Here is a 17,253-nt window from a genome sequence, read left to right as displayed (position 1 = left end):
TTTGTTGTGTTCCGTTCGTTCGTAAAGACGTCAGTCTTGTTCGTGGTCGTAGGGGGTTTCGGGGGCGGTCACGGGAACGGGCGCCGCCTGCGTGTCCAGCAGGAGCATGTGTTCCATGCGGTCCTTCTTGGTTCGCAGGTACCGGATGTTCTGTTCGCGGGACGGGACCTCGGTGGGCACCATTTCCACGACCTTCACCCCGGCGTTGGCCAGCCTGTTCTGCTTATCCGGGTTGTTGCTCAGCAGCCGCACCTCGTGCAGCCCCATTTCCGCCAGGATCTGCGCCGCGGCCTTGTAGCAGCGGGCATCAACGGGAAGGCCCAGCTGTTCGTTGGCCTCTACGGTGTCAAAGCCGGCTTCCTGCAGCGCGTAGGCCTTGATCTTGTTGGCCAGGCCGATGCCGCGGCCTTCCTGGCCGCGGAGGTAGAGCAGCGTTCCGCCATTGTCCCGGATCAGCTCCAGCGCGAAGGCGAGCTGTTCCCCGCAGTCGCACCGGTAGGAACCAAAGACGTCGCCGGTCAGGCACTCGGAGTGCAGCCGGACCAGGGGAGCTTTTCCGTCGGTGGGAGCATTGGGCGAGCTGACGGCCAGGTGTTCCACACCGGTCACGAGGTCGGTCCACGCCTGCGCCACGAAGTCGCCAAAGGCGGTGGGCAGTTGCACTACCGGTCCTCCGCTGACGGGATGGGGCGCCTCGCCGGACACCGCGTGGGACTTGCGGTGGCCGTTGTGCTGGCTGTCGTCGCTGGCTGCCGCTGCCGTCATCGTTTCTCCTTTTCTCCACCCGGGACCACCCGGGCATCCTCATCCGGGGCGCCCCCGGCCCCGGCTTCAAGATACGCCACCAGGTCCTCGATGGAGATGAGGGGGCACCCATGTTCAGCTGCGAACGAACGGAGCCCGTCCAGGCGCATCATTTCGCCGTCGTCGTACACCACTTCCGCGATCACCCCGACAGGCTCGAGGCCCGCAAGGCGGCACAGGTCCACAGCGGCCTCGGTGTGGCCCTGGCGTTCCCGCACACCACCATTAACTGCACGGAGCGGGAAAATATGCCCCGGCCTGGTCACGGACGCCGGTCCAGCCTGCGGGTCGGCCAGGATCCGGGCGGTCAGGGCCCGGTCCGTGGCGGAGATTCCCGTGCTGACGCCGATCGCCGCATCACAGGAGACGGTGTAGGCGGTGCCTTTGGCGTCCTCGTTGACGGCCGTCATGGGAGGCAGCGCCAGTGCGTCGGCGCGGTCCCCCGTCAGCGGCACGCAGATCACGCCGGAGCTGTACCGGATGGTCCAGCCCATCAGCGCCGGAGTGGCGTGCTGGGCGGCGAAGATGATGTCGCCTTCGTTTTCGCGGTCCTCGTTGTCGACCACCAGCACCGGGCGCCCGGCAGCCATGGCGCGCACGGCGTCCTCGATGGAATCCAGTACCCGGGCGGGTCCGGATGACGCCACGCCCGTGGCGGGGCCACCGGTGACCGGCTGGTTGGTTTCGGGATCATTCGCGACGGTGGGCGCCAGGCGGACAGCTGCGTTCACAGTGCACCTCCCGCAAGGGCGTCTTTGTCGTGGCTTGCTTGCGCTCCGGCGCCGCGGAAGGCCAGCAGCCGTTCGGTGTATTTGGCCAGGACGTCCACTTCCAGGTTCACCCGGCTGCCGGTGGTCTTGGTGCCCAGTCCGGTTTCGGCGAGGGTGGTGGGTATCAGTCCCACTTCGAACCAGGGTTCCTGCTCCGCGGCAGGGCTGACGGCAGTCACCGTGAGGGAGACGCCGTCGATGGCGATGGAGCCTTTCTCGGCAATGTACCGGGCCAGGTTGGCGGGGACGCCGAACCGCAGCCGCTCCCAGTTGCCCTGGGGCTCCCGTTCCAGCAGGACGCCTACACCGTCCACGTGCCCTTGCACCACGTGGCCGTCCAGGCGGCCACCTGCGGGGACGCACCGTTCCAGGTTCACGGAGTCGCCGGCGGTGAGCTCGCCGATGGTGCTCCGCACCAGGGTCTCCCCCATAACGTCGACGCTGAAGTCCCTGCCGTCGATGGCGGTTGCCGTGAGGCAGACCCCGTTGACGGCGATGGAGCCGCCCAGCGCGAGGCCGTCGGTCGAGGCGGGCGCGTGCAGCCGCACGGTGGCGCTGGTGTTGCCGTCGCGCTCAACGGACAGCACCTGCCCCTGCTCGGCAATAATTCCGGTGAACATCAGTAGCCTCCCTGGGCCTGGTCCGCGCTGCCGCGGGATGGTGGGTAATCGAGTGCAACTTTGCGTTGCGGTCTGAGGTGGAGCCTGAGGTCCCGGCCCAGCGTCCGGACCGCGCCGCCGTCGGAGGCGTCCCATTCCCATTGCTGGGCGTCGGGAAGGCTGGTGATGCCCAGCCCGTTCAGTGCGGCGGTGCCGGATCCCAGCAGGGTGGGCGCCAGGTACACGATGAGTTCATCCACCAGGCCGGCCGCCAGGAAGGAGCTCAGGATGCTGGATCCGCCCTCAACCATGACGTGACGGATCCCGGACGTGTACAGCATGGACAGTGCCTCGCGGGGATCACGGGTTGGGAGGTGGACGGCCAGGCCGTCGTCCCCATGGATTGCAGCGTCCTCCGGGATGGCCCGCAGGCCCATGACGGCACGGACGGGCTGCTTGGGCGCCGGGTTGCCGGAGGCGTCCCGGGCAGTCAGCCGGGGGTTATCCACCAACACCGTCTGTGTGCCCACCAGGATGGCATCGATGCGGCTGCGGATCCCGTGGTTGTCCGCCAGGGACTCCGGGCTGGAGATCCACTGGCTGGTGCCGTCTTCGGCGGCGATTCGGGCGTCAAGGGTCTGCGCGATATGGAGGGTAACGAAGGGCCGCTTGGCAGCGACTGCCTCGAACCACTGGCGGTTCAGGTCCAGGGCTTCATCGGCGCCCAGTCCGCTGCGGACCCGGACGCCTGCCGCGCGCAGCGTCGCCGCTCCCCCGGCAGCAGGGTCATGGGGGTCATCCACGGCGTACACCACGTCCGTGATTCCGGCGGCGATGATCGCTTCCGTGCAGGGACCCGTGCGGCCCACGTGGTTGCAGGGTTCCAGCGTGACCACCATGGTGCAACCGGACAGATCCAGTCCGACGGCGGCGGCCTGCGCGATTGCGTCGGCTTCGGCGTGTGCGGTGCCGGCGCCGCGGTGGTGGCCGGAAACCAGCTGGCGGCCGTCAGGCCCAATGACGACGGCGCCCACCAGGGGATTCGCGCCGCGGGGGCCTTCCAGAGCTGCCTCGAGGGCGTCTTCCATGGCGCCGGTTTCGGCGGCGCTGAAGGCTGTGACCACGCCGGCGTCCGGCTGGAGCTTCGCGGCGCCCGTCATGCGGATGCCACTGCGGAGGAGTTGCCTGCCTTGGAAGCGGCAGTACTTGCGGCATTAAAGAGCCATCGCTGGGGGTTCATTGTGCGTCGTTCCTTCCCTGTCGAACCGCGATGGCTCCGGGGATACGACAGCAGAACGCTGCGGAGCCCAAAGGCTGCGCAGATACAGCTGTACGTGCTTCTCTCATCCAGACTTTAACTGTCGGTACCGGAATTCCACCGGTTCAACCGTCCGCCGGAATCCTCCTGGGAGGACACCGGCTCGCGGGTCGCGGACTGTCACCGCCGGTTCGGACTTACACCGACCCCGGAGCACGTATGTGTGTTGTTATTGTGCCACAACCCGGGTGGCCTCCCGGTTATTCCGTCGCGGCACGTAATGTCCGGCTGCCCTTGGCGCGCAGCAGGTCGATGGCAGCGGACGGATCCTCGGCGCCGTACACGGCGGAACCGGCGACAAAGACGTTGGCCCCGGCTTCGGCGGCGCGGGCAATGGTCTCTTCGGTAATGCCGCCGTCCACCTGGATGGCCACCCCCAGTCCGGAGCCGTCCACGGCCGCCCGGGCCCTGCGGATCTTCGGCAGGGTGATGTCCAGGAACGCCTGGCCGCCGAACCCCGGTTCCACGGTCATGATGAGTAGCATGTCCAGTTCCGGCAGCATGTCCAGGTACGGTTCCACTGCCGTTGCCGGGCGCAGGGCCATCCCTGCTTTGGCTCCCCTGCTGCGCAGTTCCCGCGCCAGCTTGATGGGTGCAATGGAAGCTTCGGCATGGAACGTCACGGAGGCCACGCCGGCATCCGCGAAACCAGGCGCCCAGCGGTCCGCGTCGGCGATCATCAGGTGGGCGTCGAGCGGCACGGGGCTGACGGCCTGGATCCGCTGCACGACGGGCAACCCTAGGGTCAGGTTGGGAACGAAGTGGTTGTCCATGACATCGACGTGCACGGCGTCGGCATTGCTGATCCGCTGCAGTTCGGCCTCAAGGTTGACGAAGTCGGCGGAGAGGATGCTCGGGTTGATGCAGCACTGCGTCACGGAAAAAGCCTTTCGCTGGTTGTTCTGGTCCCACGGCATGGATCACGTCGTGGTTGCTGGGTGTCGCGCCGTTCCTGCTGGTCAGGCTTTCTTCCTGATCAGGGCAAGGAACATCGCATCGGTGTGATGGATGTGGGGCCAGAGCTGTGCGGTGAGCTCGTGGCCGGCACCGAGGGACCCGGTCAGGCTGACCGCGTCCAGGGCGGCCCCGGCGTCAAGGAGTTCAAGGTCGGTGCGCTTGCGCAGGACGTCTGACACAACTGCTGTTGTCTCCGCAGGATGCGGTGAGCAGGTCACGTAGGCCACCACTCCCCCTGGCCGGACGGCGGCCAAGGCTGACGCCAGCAGTTCGCGCTGCAATGGCCCGAGGTCCGCGATGTCCTTGGGCGAACGACGCCACCGGGACTCCGGCCTGCGGCGGAGTGCGCCGAGGCCGGTGCAGGGAACGTCAACCAGCACACGGTCATACTGCTCCGGCTGCTCACCGCCCACTTCACGGCCGTCGCCGGTGCGGACCTGCCAGCTGCCGTGCGGCACGGCGCCTAGTGCCTGGCTGACCAGCTTGGCCCGGTGCGGCGCGGGCTCGTTCGCCAGCAGGGTGGCGCCCCGCTGGTGCGCCAGCGCACCAAGGAGCGCGGCTTTCCCGCCGGGACCGGCACAGAGATCGAGCCACGCTTCAGCGCCGCCGTCGGCCGCTGGGGCGCTCAGGGGCTCGCTTCCGTCCACCGGTGCATCAAGGTCCACCGCGGCCAGGGCCCTGGCCACCAGCTGGGAACCGACATCCTGTACACGGGTGGTGCCGGCGCGGACGGAAGCCAGGCGGCCCAGGTCGCCGCCACTGGAGAGCGCTGAACCTTCAACGAGCTCCCCGGAAGTGGCGCCGCCTTCCAGTGCTTCGTCCAGGCTGCCCAGCCCGGGCAGCGCAACGAGGTTGACCACCGGGGCGGCGTTGTCGGCTTCCAGCAGCTCATCGATCTCTGCCGCGGAACGGCCGTGGGCCACGAGGGACTGCCGCATGGCCCGGACGATCCACTCGGGGTGGGCGTACTTCACCGCGGCCACCTTCGTGGCGTCGGTTTCGCCTGCCACGAGCAGGTCCAGCCACTCCTCGAGGCTGCGGGCGGCGACCTTGCGCAGGACGGCGTTGATCAGCGTCGACGGTCCGGCGCCGATCACCGCGCGGGCGAGCCCCACGGTCTGGTCCAGTGCAGCGTGGGCGGGGACCCGCATGGCAAGCAGTTGGTGGGCGCCGATGCGGAGCGCATCCAGGATGGCCGGGTCCAGCTGGGCCAGGGGACGGTCCACGCACCGAGCCAGGATGGCGTCATAGGTGCCTTGGTTGCGGAGTGCGCCATAGCTCAGCTCGGTGGCGAATCCGGCGTCCCGCTTGTCCAGGTGGTGGTGCCGGATCCGGGCCGGCAGCACGAGGTTGGCGTAGGCGTCCTCCGCCGCGACGGCGCGGAGCACCTCGAAGGCCACGAGGCGGGCGGGATCCGCGCGCCTGGTGCGCTGGGCCGGAGCCTGCTCGGTGAAGCTCCGCTGCGGACCGCGGTTGCGTTCGCGCCCCTTGGCGTTCCGCCGGCTGGCGTCCCGGGGACCGCCATTGCCACGGCCGCCGCCGGCAGCTCCGCCGCTGCCGCCCTGGCCGCCTTTCCCGGCGCTGCTGCGTCCTCCGGCACTGCCCCGTCCGCCTGTATTGCCTCCGGACCCGGTCATTCGAACACCACGCTCTCCAGTGAAGCCAAACCGCGCGCCCAGTCGGGGGCGGCCATCATCTTTTTCCCGGCAGGCTGGATACGCGTCAGTTCCACCGCGTGCGACCCTGTTCCCACCAGCACGGCCTTGCCGTTAAGTTCCACGGCTCCCGGGGCCAGCCCGGAAACATCCGGCCGCAACCGGACCGGCTCGACTTTGACCCGCTGCCCGTGGAGCACGGTCCAGGCACCGGGCTCGGGGGTGGCACCGCGTGCCTGCCTGCTGATGGCAAGAGCCGGGTGTGCCCAGTTCAGGTGGCCGTCCTCCAACGTCAATTTCGGCGCAAGCGAGACATCCCCGGCCTGCGGCTGCGGCACTGCTTTTCCGGCGTCGATGGCGGACAGGGTCTGGGCCAGCAGGACCGCGCCACTGTGGGACAGCCGTTCCAGGAGGTCCCCTGCGGTGTCCTGGGGCTTGACGGCCTCCGTCAGCGTGCCGAAGACCGGCCCGGTGTCCAGGCCTTCCTCGAGTTGGAACGTCACGGCGCCGGTGACGTCGTCTCCGGCCATGATGGATCGCTGGACCGGGGCCGCGCCGCGCCAGGCGGGCAGCAGGGAAAAGTGCAGGTTGACCCAGCCGTGCCGCGGGATGCCCAGGGCATCAGGGGGAACCAGCCCGCCATAAGCGACGATGGCCGCGACATCCGGCTTTACCGCGGCAATGCCGGCGATGGCATCGGCGTCGACGCGCGCGGCGCGGATGACGTCGATGCCCAGTTCCGCGGCCCGCTGGGCAACGGGCGACGGCGTCAGCACGCGCTTGCGGCCCAGCGGTGCGTCGGGCCGGGTCAGGACGGCAACGACGTCAAAACCGGCGTTGACCAGCGCGTTCAGGGAGGGAACTGCGACGGCGGGTGTCCCCGCGAAGAGGACCCTCACCCGGCTGCGCCGAAGCTGGAGCCGGGGGTGCTGGTTCCGCCAAAGCTGGCGCCGCCGAAGCTTGACCCGACACTCTTGGCGCGTTTGGCTGTGGTTCGTCCGGCGACGGCGTCGTAATTGGCGTTGCGGATGGACCTCAGGGCGGCCTTCCGGTCCTCGCCCTCGAGGCGGTCCGTGTAAAGAATGCCGTCCAGGTGGTCGTTTTCGTGTTGGAAGCAGCGAGCCAGCATCCCTTCACCGTCGATGGAGACCGGGTTGCCGTGCATGTCGACACCGGTGACGCGGGTGGCGCGGAAACGGCGGACCGGGAAACCGAGGCCTGGGATGGACAGGCAGCCCTCCACGTGGTCCGGCTGGTAATCCTCGCTGTTCTCCAGGACAGGATTAATGATGTGGCCCTCGACGCCGTCGATCCGGTAGGTGAAGATGCGCTTGCTGACGCCGATCTGGGGAGCGGCGAGGCCGGCGCCTTCGACGTCCTCCATGGTTTCGGTCATGTCGGCGACCAGTTTGGCAAGGTCGGGTCCGAATTCCGTCACGGGATCGGCGACTGTGCGCAGCACAGGATCGCCGATGATGCGGATATTCAGAATAGCCATGCGCTGTGTGTCCTCACGGTTGGCGGCAAAAGGGAACCTATCCAGTTTAGGTGCAGTCTCGTCACGTGCACCGTTACCCTAGGCGGTGCGGGCCAGGGGTGGAGGTGCGATGGGCAACAGCGCGGTGCCGGCACTGAGGGTATCTGCTGAGAGCTCCCAGACACGGCGCAGTGCGCAGAACTTCCACCAGTGGTGCTTAAGGACTTCCGGGTTGGCGCGGACCGGGCGGACTTCCGTCTCGCCGATGGCCACGGCCAGCAGGACGGGGTCTTCGCCGTACTTCCAGGGTTCCCAGGTGCCGGCTTCAGGATCCACGAGGCTCTCTTCGGCCTTCATCCCGGCCACCAGCTGCATGACCACCTTGTTGTCCAGCGGCTTGACCTGTCCGTCCCGCGTTGTTCCCTTGGTCTTGTAGTCGATCAGGCAGATGCGTCCGTTGATCCTGGCCACGAGGTCAAGGGTTCCGGCGTATCCCACCGAGTTGTTCCAGACAGTGATCTCCGGGGCAATCGGCTCCACGCGGAAGAGTTCCCACCATTCGTCGAACCGCACGGCGAAAGCTTCCTCACCGTTGGCGGCCAGCGCGTCGCGGGCTTCCTTCATGGCATGGGGGCGGCCCAATGCCCTCAGCGCCACCTGTTCACAGTAGTTGTGCACACGGTCTCCGCGGCGTGCGGCGTCGTCCCGGTACGTTTCAGCAGCTTTGGCTGCACGGTTGATGGCCTGCTTGATCTTGGCAGGGCTCCCCAGGCAGTCGGACAGCAGCGGATCCTTGGCCAGGCTGCTGGCACCCATGTAGCCGAACCAGCCATCGAGCCCGTGCGGCTGCTGGCTGATCACCGTGGTGATGGAAGGCACCGAGAACTGCTCAGACGTTGACCGTGCGTACATCCGGCCGTATTCGGTGGCGTGGGCGAGAAGCGGATCAGTCATACAAAAGACTCTTTCACAGGGGGCCGACAAAAGCTCCGGGGTCCGGAGCCGCACACAAAAAAGGCCCGTTTCCGCTGCTGATGAGCGGAAACGGACCTCTGCGGTGGGCGATACTGGGTTCGAACCAGTGACCTCTTCGGTGTGAACGAAGCGCGCTACCACTGCGCCAATCGCCCCGATGCATTTGAATGCTAGCCCACGACCACCCCAATTCAAAAATCGGCGTTCCGCAGCCCGGCGCGCTCCTTCCGTGGGCCCGCCGCACGCGGCTCCGTCCGATCCCTGGCCCGCGAAGCCCGCCGCCGTCGTCGGAAATTACACGCCTGTAACTCGCGAAAGTCCGCGTGGATGCTGGGAAGCGGGACGGTTGGCAGTTCCGCGGCCCGCCCCGATTTGGAGTTTCTCGGAACCTCCTATATTGTTTTTACTCGTTGGAACGCGAGGAAATGCCGGAAACGGCAAGGAATCAAGCCTCCAAAATGCGGACGTAGCTCAGCTGGTAGAGCACCACCTTGCCAAGGTGGATGTCGCGAGTTCGAATCTCGTCGTCCGCTCGCAGGACACTGTCACGGCAAACATTCTTCGGAATCGGCGCCAGCACGGTGGGTTGGCCGAGAGGCGAGGCAGCGGCCTGCAAAGCCGTATACACGGGTTCGAATCCCGTACCCACCTCGGTGAAAACCATGGTTTCCGGAGTTCCGGATGCAATGGGCGATTGGCGCAGCGGTAGCGCGCTTCCCTGACACGGAAGAGGTCACTGGTTCGATCCCAGTATCGCCCACTCGGCAAGGCAACTTGCCGGCAGTACCACCGGATTCTCCGGAACAAACTGCACAAATGCGGACGTAGCTCAGCTGGTAGAGCACCACCTTGCCAAGGTGGATGTCGCGAGTTCGAATCTCGTCGTCCGCTCTCTTTTATCCCATCAGCCGGTCTTCCGGTTCCGGGCGATTGGCGCAGCGGTAGCGCGCTTCCCTGACACGGAAGAGGTCACTGGTTCGATCCCAGTATCGCCCACACACGAACAGCAGCTCTCCGGAGCTGCTTTTTTCGTTTCCGGGTATCCGCTGCAGGCGAACGTGATTCCCTTGGCACGCCTCCCGCGCCCGGATAGGATCGAATGCGCGAGGAGCGACCTGGCTCCGCGATAGAAGGGAGGTGTCCGTGGGTTTGATTGACGATCTAAAGGGCAAGGCTCAGGGTCTCATCCGCGGCAACGAGCAGGCTATCAAGGACGGCATCACCAAGGCCGGCGATTTCGTCGACACCAAGACCGGCGGCAAGTACGCAGGCCACGTCGACAAGATCCAGGATGGCGCTTCCAAGCTCGTTGACAAGAACGGCACCCCGGGGCAGGCACCTGCCACCGAGCAGGTTCCCCCGGCAGCTCCTGGTAATCCGGTTCCGCCGGTCGACAGGGCTCCGTAAAGGATTTGGCCAGGGCTTTTGCCCGGCACGTCAAGGAGGTGCGGGTCCCGCCGGGAGGCGGCACCCGCACCTTTGGCGTTTAAGGACTTCTTCTGAAGCTCCCGATTGCCGGTTGGGAAACCTGCGCCGGTAACCTGCCGGTATGCCCAAGTCCCCCGCACCCGCCCTATCCACCAGGTCCGGACTGGCCCGGACCGATTCCAAGCCGGTCATCGCCGGGATTGTCACAGCATTGGTGGGGTTCACCTCATCGTTTGCCGTGGTCCTGGCCGGCCTCACGGCGGTGGGTGCCAACCCCGCCCAGGCAGCGTCCGGCCTGCTGGCGGTGACGCTCACCGTTGGGCTCGGCGTGTTGTTCCTAGCGTGGCGTTCCCGGGTCCCGGTGACCCTGGCCTGGTCCACGCCGGGCGCAGCGCTGCTTGCTGCATCGGCAGTGCCCGACGGCGGGTGGCCCGCCGCCGTCGGAGGCTTCGTTGGGGCGGGGCTGCTGCTGGCTCTGACCGGCCTGGTGCCCGCGCTCGGCAGGCTGATGGCGCGCATCCCGACATCCCTGGCCCAGGCCATGCTGGCCGGTGTCCTGCTCCAGCTCTGCCTGGCACCCTTCAAGGCCCTTGGTTCGGTGCCCCTCTTCGTGGCACCCGTGATCCTGTGCTGGCTGCTGATGATGAAGTTCGCCCCGCGGTGGGCGGTGCCAGCAGCCCTGCTGGTGGCCCTGGGCGTAATCGGAGTGTCGCTGGCATCGGCAGGAACGACTGTCGCACCGTCCGCCCTGGTCCCGGCCCTGTCGTGGACCATGCCCACGTTCAGCGTGCAGGCCATGGCGGGGATCGCCGTGCCGTTGTTCGTAGTGACCATGGCCTCCCAGAACATTCCGGGGGTGGCCGTACTCAGGTCCTTTGGCTATGAAACACCGTGGCGGCCGGCAATGCTGGTCACGGGAGCGGGGACCCTTGCCGGTGCACCCTTCGGCGGCCACGCCATCAATCTCGCCGCACTCAGCGCCGCCCTTGCCGCCGGGGAGGAAGCTGGCGCGGACCGAAGCCGCCGATGGATCGCCGGCTTCACCTCCGGCGCAGCGTACTTGGTGCTGGCAGCATTCTCGGCCGCCCTGGTATCGCTGGTCAGCAACGCACCCGCCGGGATGCTTGAAACCGTTGCGGGGCTGGCACTGCTGGGCACCCTGGCCTCGGCCGTCTCGGCGGCGCTGGCGGACGCCGATGACCGGATTGCCCCCGCCGTCACCTTCCTGATGGCCGCCTCCGGCCTGGTATTCGCCGGGATCGGGTCCGCTTTTTGGGCGCTCCTGGCCGGCCTTGTGGTCAGGCTGGTGCTGCAACCCCGGCCCGGTGGCCGGGCCGGCAGGAAGTCCGCCTAGGAGGGTTCGTGGTTTTGGCCTTCGCGGGCCAGGGCAGTGAGGCGGGAGACGGCGCGGAAGTACTTCTTCATGTACCCGCCGGCCATCATTTCCTCGGTGAACAGCTTGTCGAACGGGACGCCGCTGGCCAGGATAGGCACGTCCTTGTCGTAAAGCCGGTCGGCAAGGACCACGAACCGCAGCGCCACGGCCTGCTCCGTGATGGTCTCCACGTTGCGCCACACCACGCCCTCGATGCCGTCGATCAGTTGGCGGTAGCGGCTGGGGTGAACGCCGGCCAGGTGGTGGATTAGGGTGGAGAACTCGTCCTGGGCCACCGTCTTCCCGTCGAACTCCGCCTTCATGTGCGTGTTGAGTTCGCTGTTCTTCAACGGTGCCGGTGCGGCCGGGAGGCCGCGGTGCCGGAAGTCCTCGCCGTCAATGCGGATGACGTCGAACTGGTCCGCAAGAACCTGGATCTCCCGCTGGAAGTCCACGGCGGCGAACCGGCCGTCGCCCAGGGAGCCCGGCAGCGTGTTGGACGTGGCGGCAAGCTTGACGCCTGCGTCTGCCAGTTCACGCATGAGCCGGGACATCAGGACGGTGTCGCCCGGATCGTCCAGTTCGAATTCGTCGATGCACACCAGTTGGTAGCTGCTCAAGGCATCCACCGTTTTGCGGAAGGAGAGGGCGCCCACCAGGTTGGTGTACTCCACGAACGTACCGAAGGCCTTGGGTCCGGGTGATGCGTGCCAGAGGGACGCGAGCAGGTGCGTCTTGCCCACCCCGAAGCCGCCGTCCAGGTAGATTCCCGCCCTGGATTCGTCCTTTTTGCCGAACAGCTTCTTGAAGAGCCCGCCTCCGTTGCCTGACCCCACGCCGTCGGCAAATCCTTCCAGGGCACGCACGGCGGCAGCCTGGCTGGGCTGCTTGGGGTCCGGGCGGTAGCTTGAAAAGGAAACCTCCCCGAACCGGGGCGACGGGTAGAAGCCCTTGAGGAGTTCATCCACCGAAACTGCCGGAGTGCGGGCGGCAAGCTGTTCGATCTGTACCAAGGTGGTCCGTTCTGCTGGTGGTTGGTCCCCAGAAAGGATACCGGCAATGCGGGCCGTACCCGGGTGGAACGCCGTCCAGCCCCCCCGGGCGTGACGAAGGCAACATTTCGCCCTATTAACGGAATACGGACAACCCTGCGGGCGCTGGCTAGGGTGGGAACAGGTTCCATGCATGTTCCACGGTTTCCCGTGCTCTTACTGAAAGGCCAAGCCATGCCCTACCCGGTTGAACAGAATGAGAAGTTCGCAGCCTACGCCCACCCGGAGCGGCTCGTTTCCACCGACTGGCTCGCGGCCGCCATCAGCAACGGCGCAGTGGCCAACGGCGACCTCATCCTGGTCGAATCCGACGAGGACGTGCTCCTGTATGAAACTGGCCACATTCCCGGCGCCGTGAAGATCGACTGGCACACGGACTTGAACGACGAAGTCTCCCGGGACTATGTGGACGGCGCGGCCTTCGCCGAACTCGCGGCCGCCAAGGGCATTTCCCGCGACAGCACCGTGGTCATCTACGGTGACAAGTCCAACTGGTGGGCCGCCTACGCCCTCTGGGTCTTCACCCTGTTCGGCCACCAGGACGTCAGGCTGCTGGACGGCGGCCGGGACAAGTGGGTTGCCGAAGGCCGCGAACTGACCAGGGACCGGCCTGCTCCCGCTCCCGGAAACTACCCGGTGGTGGAGCGCGACGACGCCCCGATCCGCGCCTTCAAGGACGACGTCCTGGCACATCTGGGCACCGGCCCGCTGATCGATGTCCGCTCCCCCGAGGAATACACCGGACAGCGCACCCACATGCCGGCCTACCCGGAGGAGGGCGCCCTGCGCGGCGGCCACATCCCCACTGCCGCGTCCATCCCCTGGGCCCGCGCCGCCGCCGAGGACGGCACCTTCCGGAGCCGGGACGAGCTGGCAGCGATCTACCTGGGCGAAGCCGGCCTGGCCGAAGGCGACGACGTGGTGGCGTACTGCCGCATCGGCGAACGGTCCAGCCACACCTGGTTTGCCCTGAAGTACCTCCTGGGCTTCGAGACCGTCCGCAACTATGACGGATCGTGGACCGAGTGGGGCAACGCCGTGCGTGTACCGATCGTCAAGGGCGCCGAGCGGGGTTCCGTTCCCGTCGCCGTCGGAGCCTGACCACGCTCCCCGCGTAGACTTGGAACGATGACTACTCAAGCTTTGCCTTCCGCCCTGGCGGCAATCGTTGACGACTTCCAGGCCCTGTCCGAACCCGAGAGGCTGCAGCTGCTGCTGGAGTTCTCGGAGGGACTGCCGGAACTCCCGGACCGGCTCAAAGACCACCCCGAGCTCCTTGAGCAGGTCGTGGAGTGCCAGTCGCCGCTGTTCCTCACCATCGAGACGGAAAACAACGACGACGGCGCGGTCCGCCTGTTCTTCAAGGCACCGCCCGAGGCGCCCACCACGCGCGGTTTTGCCGGTGTGCTGCACGAGGGGCTTGATGGCCTGACGGCGGCGGAGATCCTGTCCGTGCCCGATGACATGCCGGAACTGCTGGGCCTTACCCGCGCCATCACCCCCCTGCGCATGCGGGGCATGACGGCGATGCTCGGCCGGATCAAGCGCAAGGTCGCCGCGGCGTCCAGCAACGGGGCCTGACCACGCCGCATGGCACGCAGGAACAACGCCCAGGGAACCCCGGCCACAGCGGCACTGACCGCGGCCGGGGTTCCCTTTGCGCTGCATCCGTACACCCATGACCCCTCGGCAGCAAGCTATGGCACCGAGGCCGCCGAAGCCCTGGGAATCGATCCCTCCCGTGTTTTCAAGACCCTGATGGTGGACGTGGAGGGCAGGCTCGCAGTGGGCATCGTCCCGGTCAGCGGCACCCTTGACCTGAAGGCCATGGCTGCGGCGCTGGGAGCCAAGAAGGCCGCCATGGCCGATCCTGCGGCGGCCCAGCGGCGCACCGGATACGTACTGGGCGGCATCTCGCCTCTCGGGCAGAGGCAGCCCTCCCCCACCGTGCTGGACTCCAGCGCCCTGGGGCTGGACACCATGTTGGTTTCGGGCGGCCGGCGGGGGCTGGATATCGAGCTGGCCCCGGCTGACCTGGCCAGGCTGACGGGCGCCGTCACCGCGCCCATCAGCTCCCTGGCCGCCGGCAATTCCCGGCCGTAGTTGTCCGGTCCTGATCCAAGCAACTACTTGATGGTGTAGCGCTGCATCATGTCGTTGTCCTCGTGCTCCAGGATGTGGCAGTGCCACACGTAGTCGCCCTTGAACGATGAGCCAATCGCCAGGGGCTTTCCGCCTGCCGCCCCTGCACCAAAGGGAACCCGGATCCTGGTGACTTCGCCCGGCAGCGCCACCACGGTGTCCTTCCAGCCCTGCTCGTTGGCGGCGGCGTCCCTGGGCCGGCCAATGAGGAAACGGTCGACTTCCACCGCTTTACCCCGTCCCGGTGTGACCAGGCCGGTGGCCGGATCAATATAGCCGGTCTCCTCCAGGTAGGCGTCGGCATGGAATTTTTGCCGGTTGAGCACCTGGAACTGGGTGAAGTGCAGGTGGATCGGGTGGGCGTCCTCGGTGGTGTTGATGAGCTCCCACTGTTCCATCGTGTCGCTCTCCACCTCGGTGGTGTCCGGGCTGTCGAACATCCTGTTGTTCAGCAGGGCCATCACAGGAACGTCGTCCGCGTTGGCTACTTCCACGAGCGCCATCCGACGGATCTTCGCCGGCTCTGCCTCCCGAAGGCTGGTGACGTCCGCGCCTTTGTCCCGCAGCCGGGCAGGCAGGGGCACGGTATAGCCGGTCCGCGACGTGACGATGAACTGCATGATCTGTGGGAGGGGCACCGCGCCGCCCGCCACGGATTCGGGCCCGTCCGGGTACGGCACCCGGGCGCTGTTGCGCAGTACCACCCGGGATCCAGCCCGGAGCCCGGCAAAGTCCACCACGAGATCCGCCCGTTCCCCCGGGCCGATCACCAGCCGGTCCAGCCGGACGGGCGCATTGAGGAGCCCGCCGTCGGACCCGATCTGGTGGAAGGCCAGCGCCGGGCCGCCCGCATCAAACGTGAAGTCGTAGAACCGGGCGTTGGAGCCGTTGAGGACTCGGAAGCGGTACTTGCCGCGGGCGACGTCGAGGTTCGGCCGGACTTTCCCGTTGACCGTCGCCACGTCCCCGAAGAACTCGGGCGCCCAAGCGCGCGGGGCCCCGTCCGGGCCTTTGAGGTCCGGGTTCGGGGGGTAGGCGAGCGTACCGTCGGGGTTGAACATCTTGTCCTGGATGATCAGCGGCACCTCGTACGGCGGTGGCGGAAACTGCGTACCGTCCCCGGTGTCGGTCCCGTCCCTGAGCAGGTAGGTTCCAGCGAGTCCTGCGTAGATGTTCAACCGGGTCATTCCCAGCGCGTGGTCGTGGTACCAAAGCCCGGCAGCATCCTGGTTGTTGCCGTAGTGGTACGTGTAGGAGTCGCCGGGAACGAAGGCCTGGTCCGGGCCGCCGTCGGACTGCGGACTGACGTTGCCGCCGTGGAGGTGTACTGACGTCCGCGGCCGCTTCGCATCGTTGCTGCCGCGGGGGACCAGTTCGCTGTCGATGGCGGAGGCGAGGGGATGGCAGTCGGCGGCGTTGCGGACCTTCAGCTCGAAGGGAACTCCTTTCCTGGCGATGATGACAGGCCCCAGGTAGGTCCTCGACGAACCGGCTTCCTGGTAGGCCAAGGTATTCGCCGGGCCCAAGTCTTCCTGGAACCGGTGGGCGGCGTTACGGACCCACAGCGTGGTACGGCCCCCGCCCCGCATGTCCAGGACGCCCAACTCGTCCAGGGTGGGCAGTTGCTCGGTGAACATGGCCTGCCGGCCGTCCGCAGGACCGCGTGCCGCGGCCGCAGATATGCCGGGCGGGGCCAGGATTCCCGCCCCGGCCACAGCACCGGCCTGTAACAGTTGTCGTCTTGTGATGCGCATTTCGGGGCCCCATTTCTTCGCAGGTTTCCCCCCTTGAGCAGCAGGATAGACCTCTGCACCGGCCTGTCACAGGGTCACGGGCCCCCGCATGAAGGTGCGGGCCTACCCCGAATGCCCTCCGCTGCGGCCCGGGCTACGGCCGGTGAAGTGGTCCATGGTCCGGTTGACTCCCAGCACGTCCATGAGCCGGTCAAAGACGCCGGCCGGAAGCACCCGCAGGACAGGAAGCAGGTTCACGAGGGGCGGCAAAACCAGCTTCCGGTGCCCGGCCTCGATCGCGTCGAGGACCCTGGTTGCCACATCCTCTTCCTCAAGAATCGGGAGCAGGAGGGGCCAGCGGGTCCGGACGCCGTCGAACATCCCTGTGTTGATGTAGAAGGGGCACACCACCAGCGTGTTGACGTCTGTGTGGTCCGCACGGAGTTCCGCGCGGAGTGATTCGTTGAAGCCGACGGCGGCGAACTTGCTGGCGGAGTAGTCCGTCTGCCGGGCGACTCCCACCAGGCCGGCGGCACTGGCTACGGTGACCACGGTGCCGCGCCGGCGTTCCGCCATCCCGCCCAGGAAGGCGCGGGTCACCCAGTACAGGGCCAGGACATTGACGTTCATGGTCCGTTCGATGGCGTCTTCCGTGGCATCGAGGAGCCGCTGGCCGCTGACTACCCCCGCATTGTTGACCAGGACATCCACCGCCCCTGCCTCCACCGCGGCAGCCTTGACCGCGTCCCGGTCAGTCACATCCACGTACTGGACGTCGGCCCGGCCGCCCGCCGCCCGGATCTCGTCGCGGACCGCAGCGCCCGCTGCCGCATCCATGTCCCAGATCACCACCCGGCTTCCCCGCCGGGCGGCGGCGAGCGCCATGCGGCGGCCCAGCCCGCTTCCGCCTCCAGTGACCAGCAGAGTTGCGCCGGCAACTCGGGTTCCTTTGGCCATCCCAGTTCTCC

At 67.2% G+C, this 17,253-nt stretch carries 17 protein-coding genes, 6 tRNA genes and 1 riboswitch; of the genes, 10 read left to right on the top strand and 13 right to left on the bottom strand.

Going from position 1 to position 17,253, the window contains the following annotated elements; all coding sequences use genetic code 11:
* Positions 1-30 precede the first annotated feature (30 nt).
* The 10 genes from ribA to AC1DIP_RS18900 all read right to left on the bottom strand — a co-directional run bounded on the left by ribA (position 31) and on the right by AC1DIP_RS18900 (position 8,710).
* On the bottom strand, positions 31-765 hold the full coding sequence (ribA, locus tag AC1DIP_RS18945) for a GTP cyclohydrolase II (RefSeq protein ID WP_476210685.1): 735 nt from the start codon (positions 763-765) through the stop codon (positions 31-33).
* Positions 762-1,451, bottom strand: a complete 690-nt coding sequence (gene ribB, locus AC1DIP_RS18940; RefSeq protein WP_477734699.1) for a 3,4-dihydroxy-2-butanone-4-phosphate synthase — start codon at positions 1,449-1,451, stop codon at positions 762-764. Before ribB ends, ribA begins: the two co-directional genes overlap by 4 nt.
* A gap of 80 nt (positions 1,452-1,531) precedes the next feature.
* Positions 1,532-2,194 (bottom strand): riboflavin synthase, encoded by a 663-nt coding sequence (locus AC1DIP_RS18935; RefSeq protein ID WP_477734678.1) that lies wholly within the window; start codon positions 2,192-2,194, stop codon positions 1,532-1,534.
* Entirely contained in the window at positions 2,194-3,333 is a 1,140-nt protein-coding gene (ribD, locus tag AC1DIP_RS18930) for a bifunctional diaminohydroxyphosphoribosylaminopyrimidine deaminase/5-amino-6-(5-phosphoribosylamino)uracil reductase RibD (RefSeq protein ID WP_477734677.1), read from the bottom strand. Before ribD ends, AC1DIP_RS18935 begins: the two co-directional genes overlap by 1 nt.
* A 170-nt stretch (positions 3,334-3,503) precedes the next feature.
* A riboswitch (FMN riboswitch) is annotated at positions 3,504-3,652 on the bottom strand.
* Positions 3,653-3,691: 39 nt separating this feature from the next.
* Positions 3,692-4,369 (bottom strand): ribulose-phosphate 3-epimerase, encoded by a 678-nt coding sequence (rpe, locus tag AC1DIP_RS18925; RefSeq protein WP_477734698.1) that lies wholly within the window; start codon positions 4,367-4,369, stop codon positions 3,692-3,694.
* Positions 4,370-4,450: 81 nt separating this feature from the next.
* Positions 4,451-6,085, bottom strand: a complete 1,635-nt coding sequence (locus tag AC1DIP_RS18920) for an RsmB/NOP family class I SAM-dependent RNA methyltransferase (protein WP_477734676.1) — start codon at positions 6,083-6,085, stop codon at positions 4,451-4,453.
* The gene (gene fmt / locus AC1DIP_RS18915) at positions 6,082-7,002 is read right to left on the bottom strand and encodes a methionyl-tRNA formyltransferase (RefSeq protein WP_476210674.1); all 921 of its coding nucleotides are present in this window, start codon (positions 7,000-7,002) and stop codon (positions 6,082-6,084) included. Before fmt ends, AC1DIP_RS18920 begins: the two co-directional genes overlap by 4 nt.
* Entirely contained in the window at positions 6,999-7,601 is a 603-nt protein-coding gene (gene def / locus AC1DIP_RS18910) for a peptide deformylase (RefSeq protein ID WP_476210672.1), read from the bottom strand. The genes fmt and def overlap by 4 nt, the downstream gene beginning before the upstream one ends.
* Before the next feature lie 78 nt (positions 7,602-7,679).
* Complete coding sequence (locus AC1DIP_RS18905; protein ID WP_477734675.1) at positions 7,680-8,534, bottom strand: cytochrome; 855 nt, start codon at positions 8,532-8,534, stop codon at positions 7,680-7,682.
* Positions 8,535-8,638: 104 nt separating this feature from the next.
* Positions 8,639-8,710 (bottom strand) — tRNA-Val (locus tag AC1DIP_RS18900).
* 305 nt (positions 8,711-9,015) lie between these two features.
* Between AC1DIP_RS18900 and AC1DIP_RS18895 the strand changes: the two genes are divergently transcribed.
* The 7 genes from AC1DIP_RS18895 to AC1DIP_RS18865 all read left to right on the top strand — a co-directional run bounded on the left by AC1DIP_RS18895 (position 9,016) and on the right by AC1DIP_RS18865 (position 11,337).
* Positions 9,016-9,088, top strand: a tRNA-Gly gene (locus tag AC1DIP_RS18895).
* A gap of 47 nt (positions 9,089-9,135) precedes the next feature.
* Positions 9,136-9,206: transfer RNA gene (locus AC1DIP_RS18890), tRNA-Cys, on the top strand.
* 37 nt (positions 9,207-9,243) lie between these two features.
* Positions 9,244-9,315: transfer RNA gene (locus AC1DIP_RS18885), tRNA-Val, on the top strand.
* 58 nt (positions 9,316-9,373) lie between these two features.
* Positions 9,374-9,446, top strand: a tRNA-Gly gene (locus tag AC1DIP_RS18880).
* A 33-nt stretch (positions 9,447-9,479) separates the two neighbouring features.
* Positions 9,480-9,551, top strand: a tRNA-Val gene (locus AC1DIP_RS18875).
* Positions 9,552-9,698: 147 nt separating this feature from the next.
* Complete coding sequence (locus tag AC1DIP_RS18870; RefSeq protein ID WP_476210668.1) at positions 9,699-9,962, top strand: Rv0909 family putative TA system antitoxin; 264 nt, start codon at positions 9,699-9,701, stop codon at positions 9,960-9,962.
* Positions 9,963-10,104: 142 nt separating this feature from the next.
* A complete protein-coding gene (locus AC1DIP_RS18865; RefSeq protein ID WP_477734674.1) occupies positions 10,105-11,337 on the top strand; it encodes a benzoate/H(+) symporter BenE family transporter in 1,233 nt (410 codons plus the stop codon).
* Here the strand turns inward: AC1DIP_RS18865 and zapE are convergent.
* Positions 11,334-12,371, bottom strand: coding sequence for a cell division protein ZapE (gene zapE, locus AC1DIP_RS18860; protein ID WP_476210666.1), 1,038 nt, complete (start codon positions 12,369-12,371; stop codon positions 11,334-11,336). The genes AC1DIP_RS18865 and zapE overlap by 4 nt on opposite strands.
* Before the next feature lie 213 nt (positions 12,372-12,584).
* Between zapE and AC1DIP_RS18855 the strand changes: the two genes are divergently transcribed.
* Genes AC1DIP_RS18855 through ybaK form a run of 3 tightly spaced genes read left to right on the top strand, consistent with a single transcriptional unit; the run spans position 12,585 to position 14,513 of the window.
* Positions 12,585-13,511 carry a rhodanese-like domain-containing protein gene (locus AC1DIP_RS18855; protein WP_476210664.1) on the top strand — a complete coding sequence of 309 codons (927 nt, stop codon included), beginning with the start codon at positions 12,585-12,587 and terminating at the stop codon, positions 13,509-13,511.
* A 27-nt stretch (positions 13,512-13,538) separates the two neighbouring features.
* Entirely contained in the window at positions 13,539-13,991 is a 453-nt protein-coding gene (locus AC1DIP_RS18850; protein ID WP_477734673.1) for a SufE family protein, read from the top strand.
* A 9-nt stretch (positions 13,992-14,000) separates the two neighbouring features.
* Positions 14,001-14,513: a Cys-tRNA(Pro) deacylase gene (gene ybaK / locus AC1DIP_RS18845; protein ID WP_477734672.1), complete on the top strand. Its 513-nt coding sequence runs from the start codon at positions 14,001-14,003 to the stop codon at positions 14,511-14,513.
* Between the two features lie 23 nt (positions 14,514-14,536).
* On the opposite strand, the gene AC1DIP_RS18840 is transcribed toward ybaK, so the two are convergent.
* Both AC1DIP_RS18840 and AC1DIP_RS18835 read right to left on the bottom strand, forming a co-directional pair.
* The gene (locus AC1DIP_RS18840; RefSeq protein WP_477734671.1) at positions 14,537-16,267 is read right to left on the bottom strand and encodes a multicopper oxidase family protein; all 1,731 of its coding nucleotides are present in this window, start codon (positions 16,265-16,267) and stop codon (positions 14,537-14,539) included.
* Positions 16,268-16,408: 141 nt separating this feature from the next.
* Positions 16,409-17,242: an SDR family oxidoreductase gene (locus AC1DIP_RS18835; protein WP_477734670.1), complete on the bottom strand. Its 834-nt coding sequence runs from the start codon at positions 17,240-17,242 to the stop codon at positions 16,409-16,411.
* Positions 17,243-17,253: the final 11 nt, after the last annotated feature.

It is taken from the genome of Pseudarthrobacter sp. 05T312, assembly GCF_056396685.1.
Note: the sequence above shows the minus strand (reverse complement) of the source record. Positions and strands in the feature narration are given on the sequence as shown.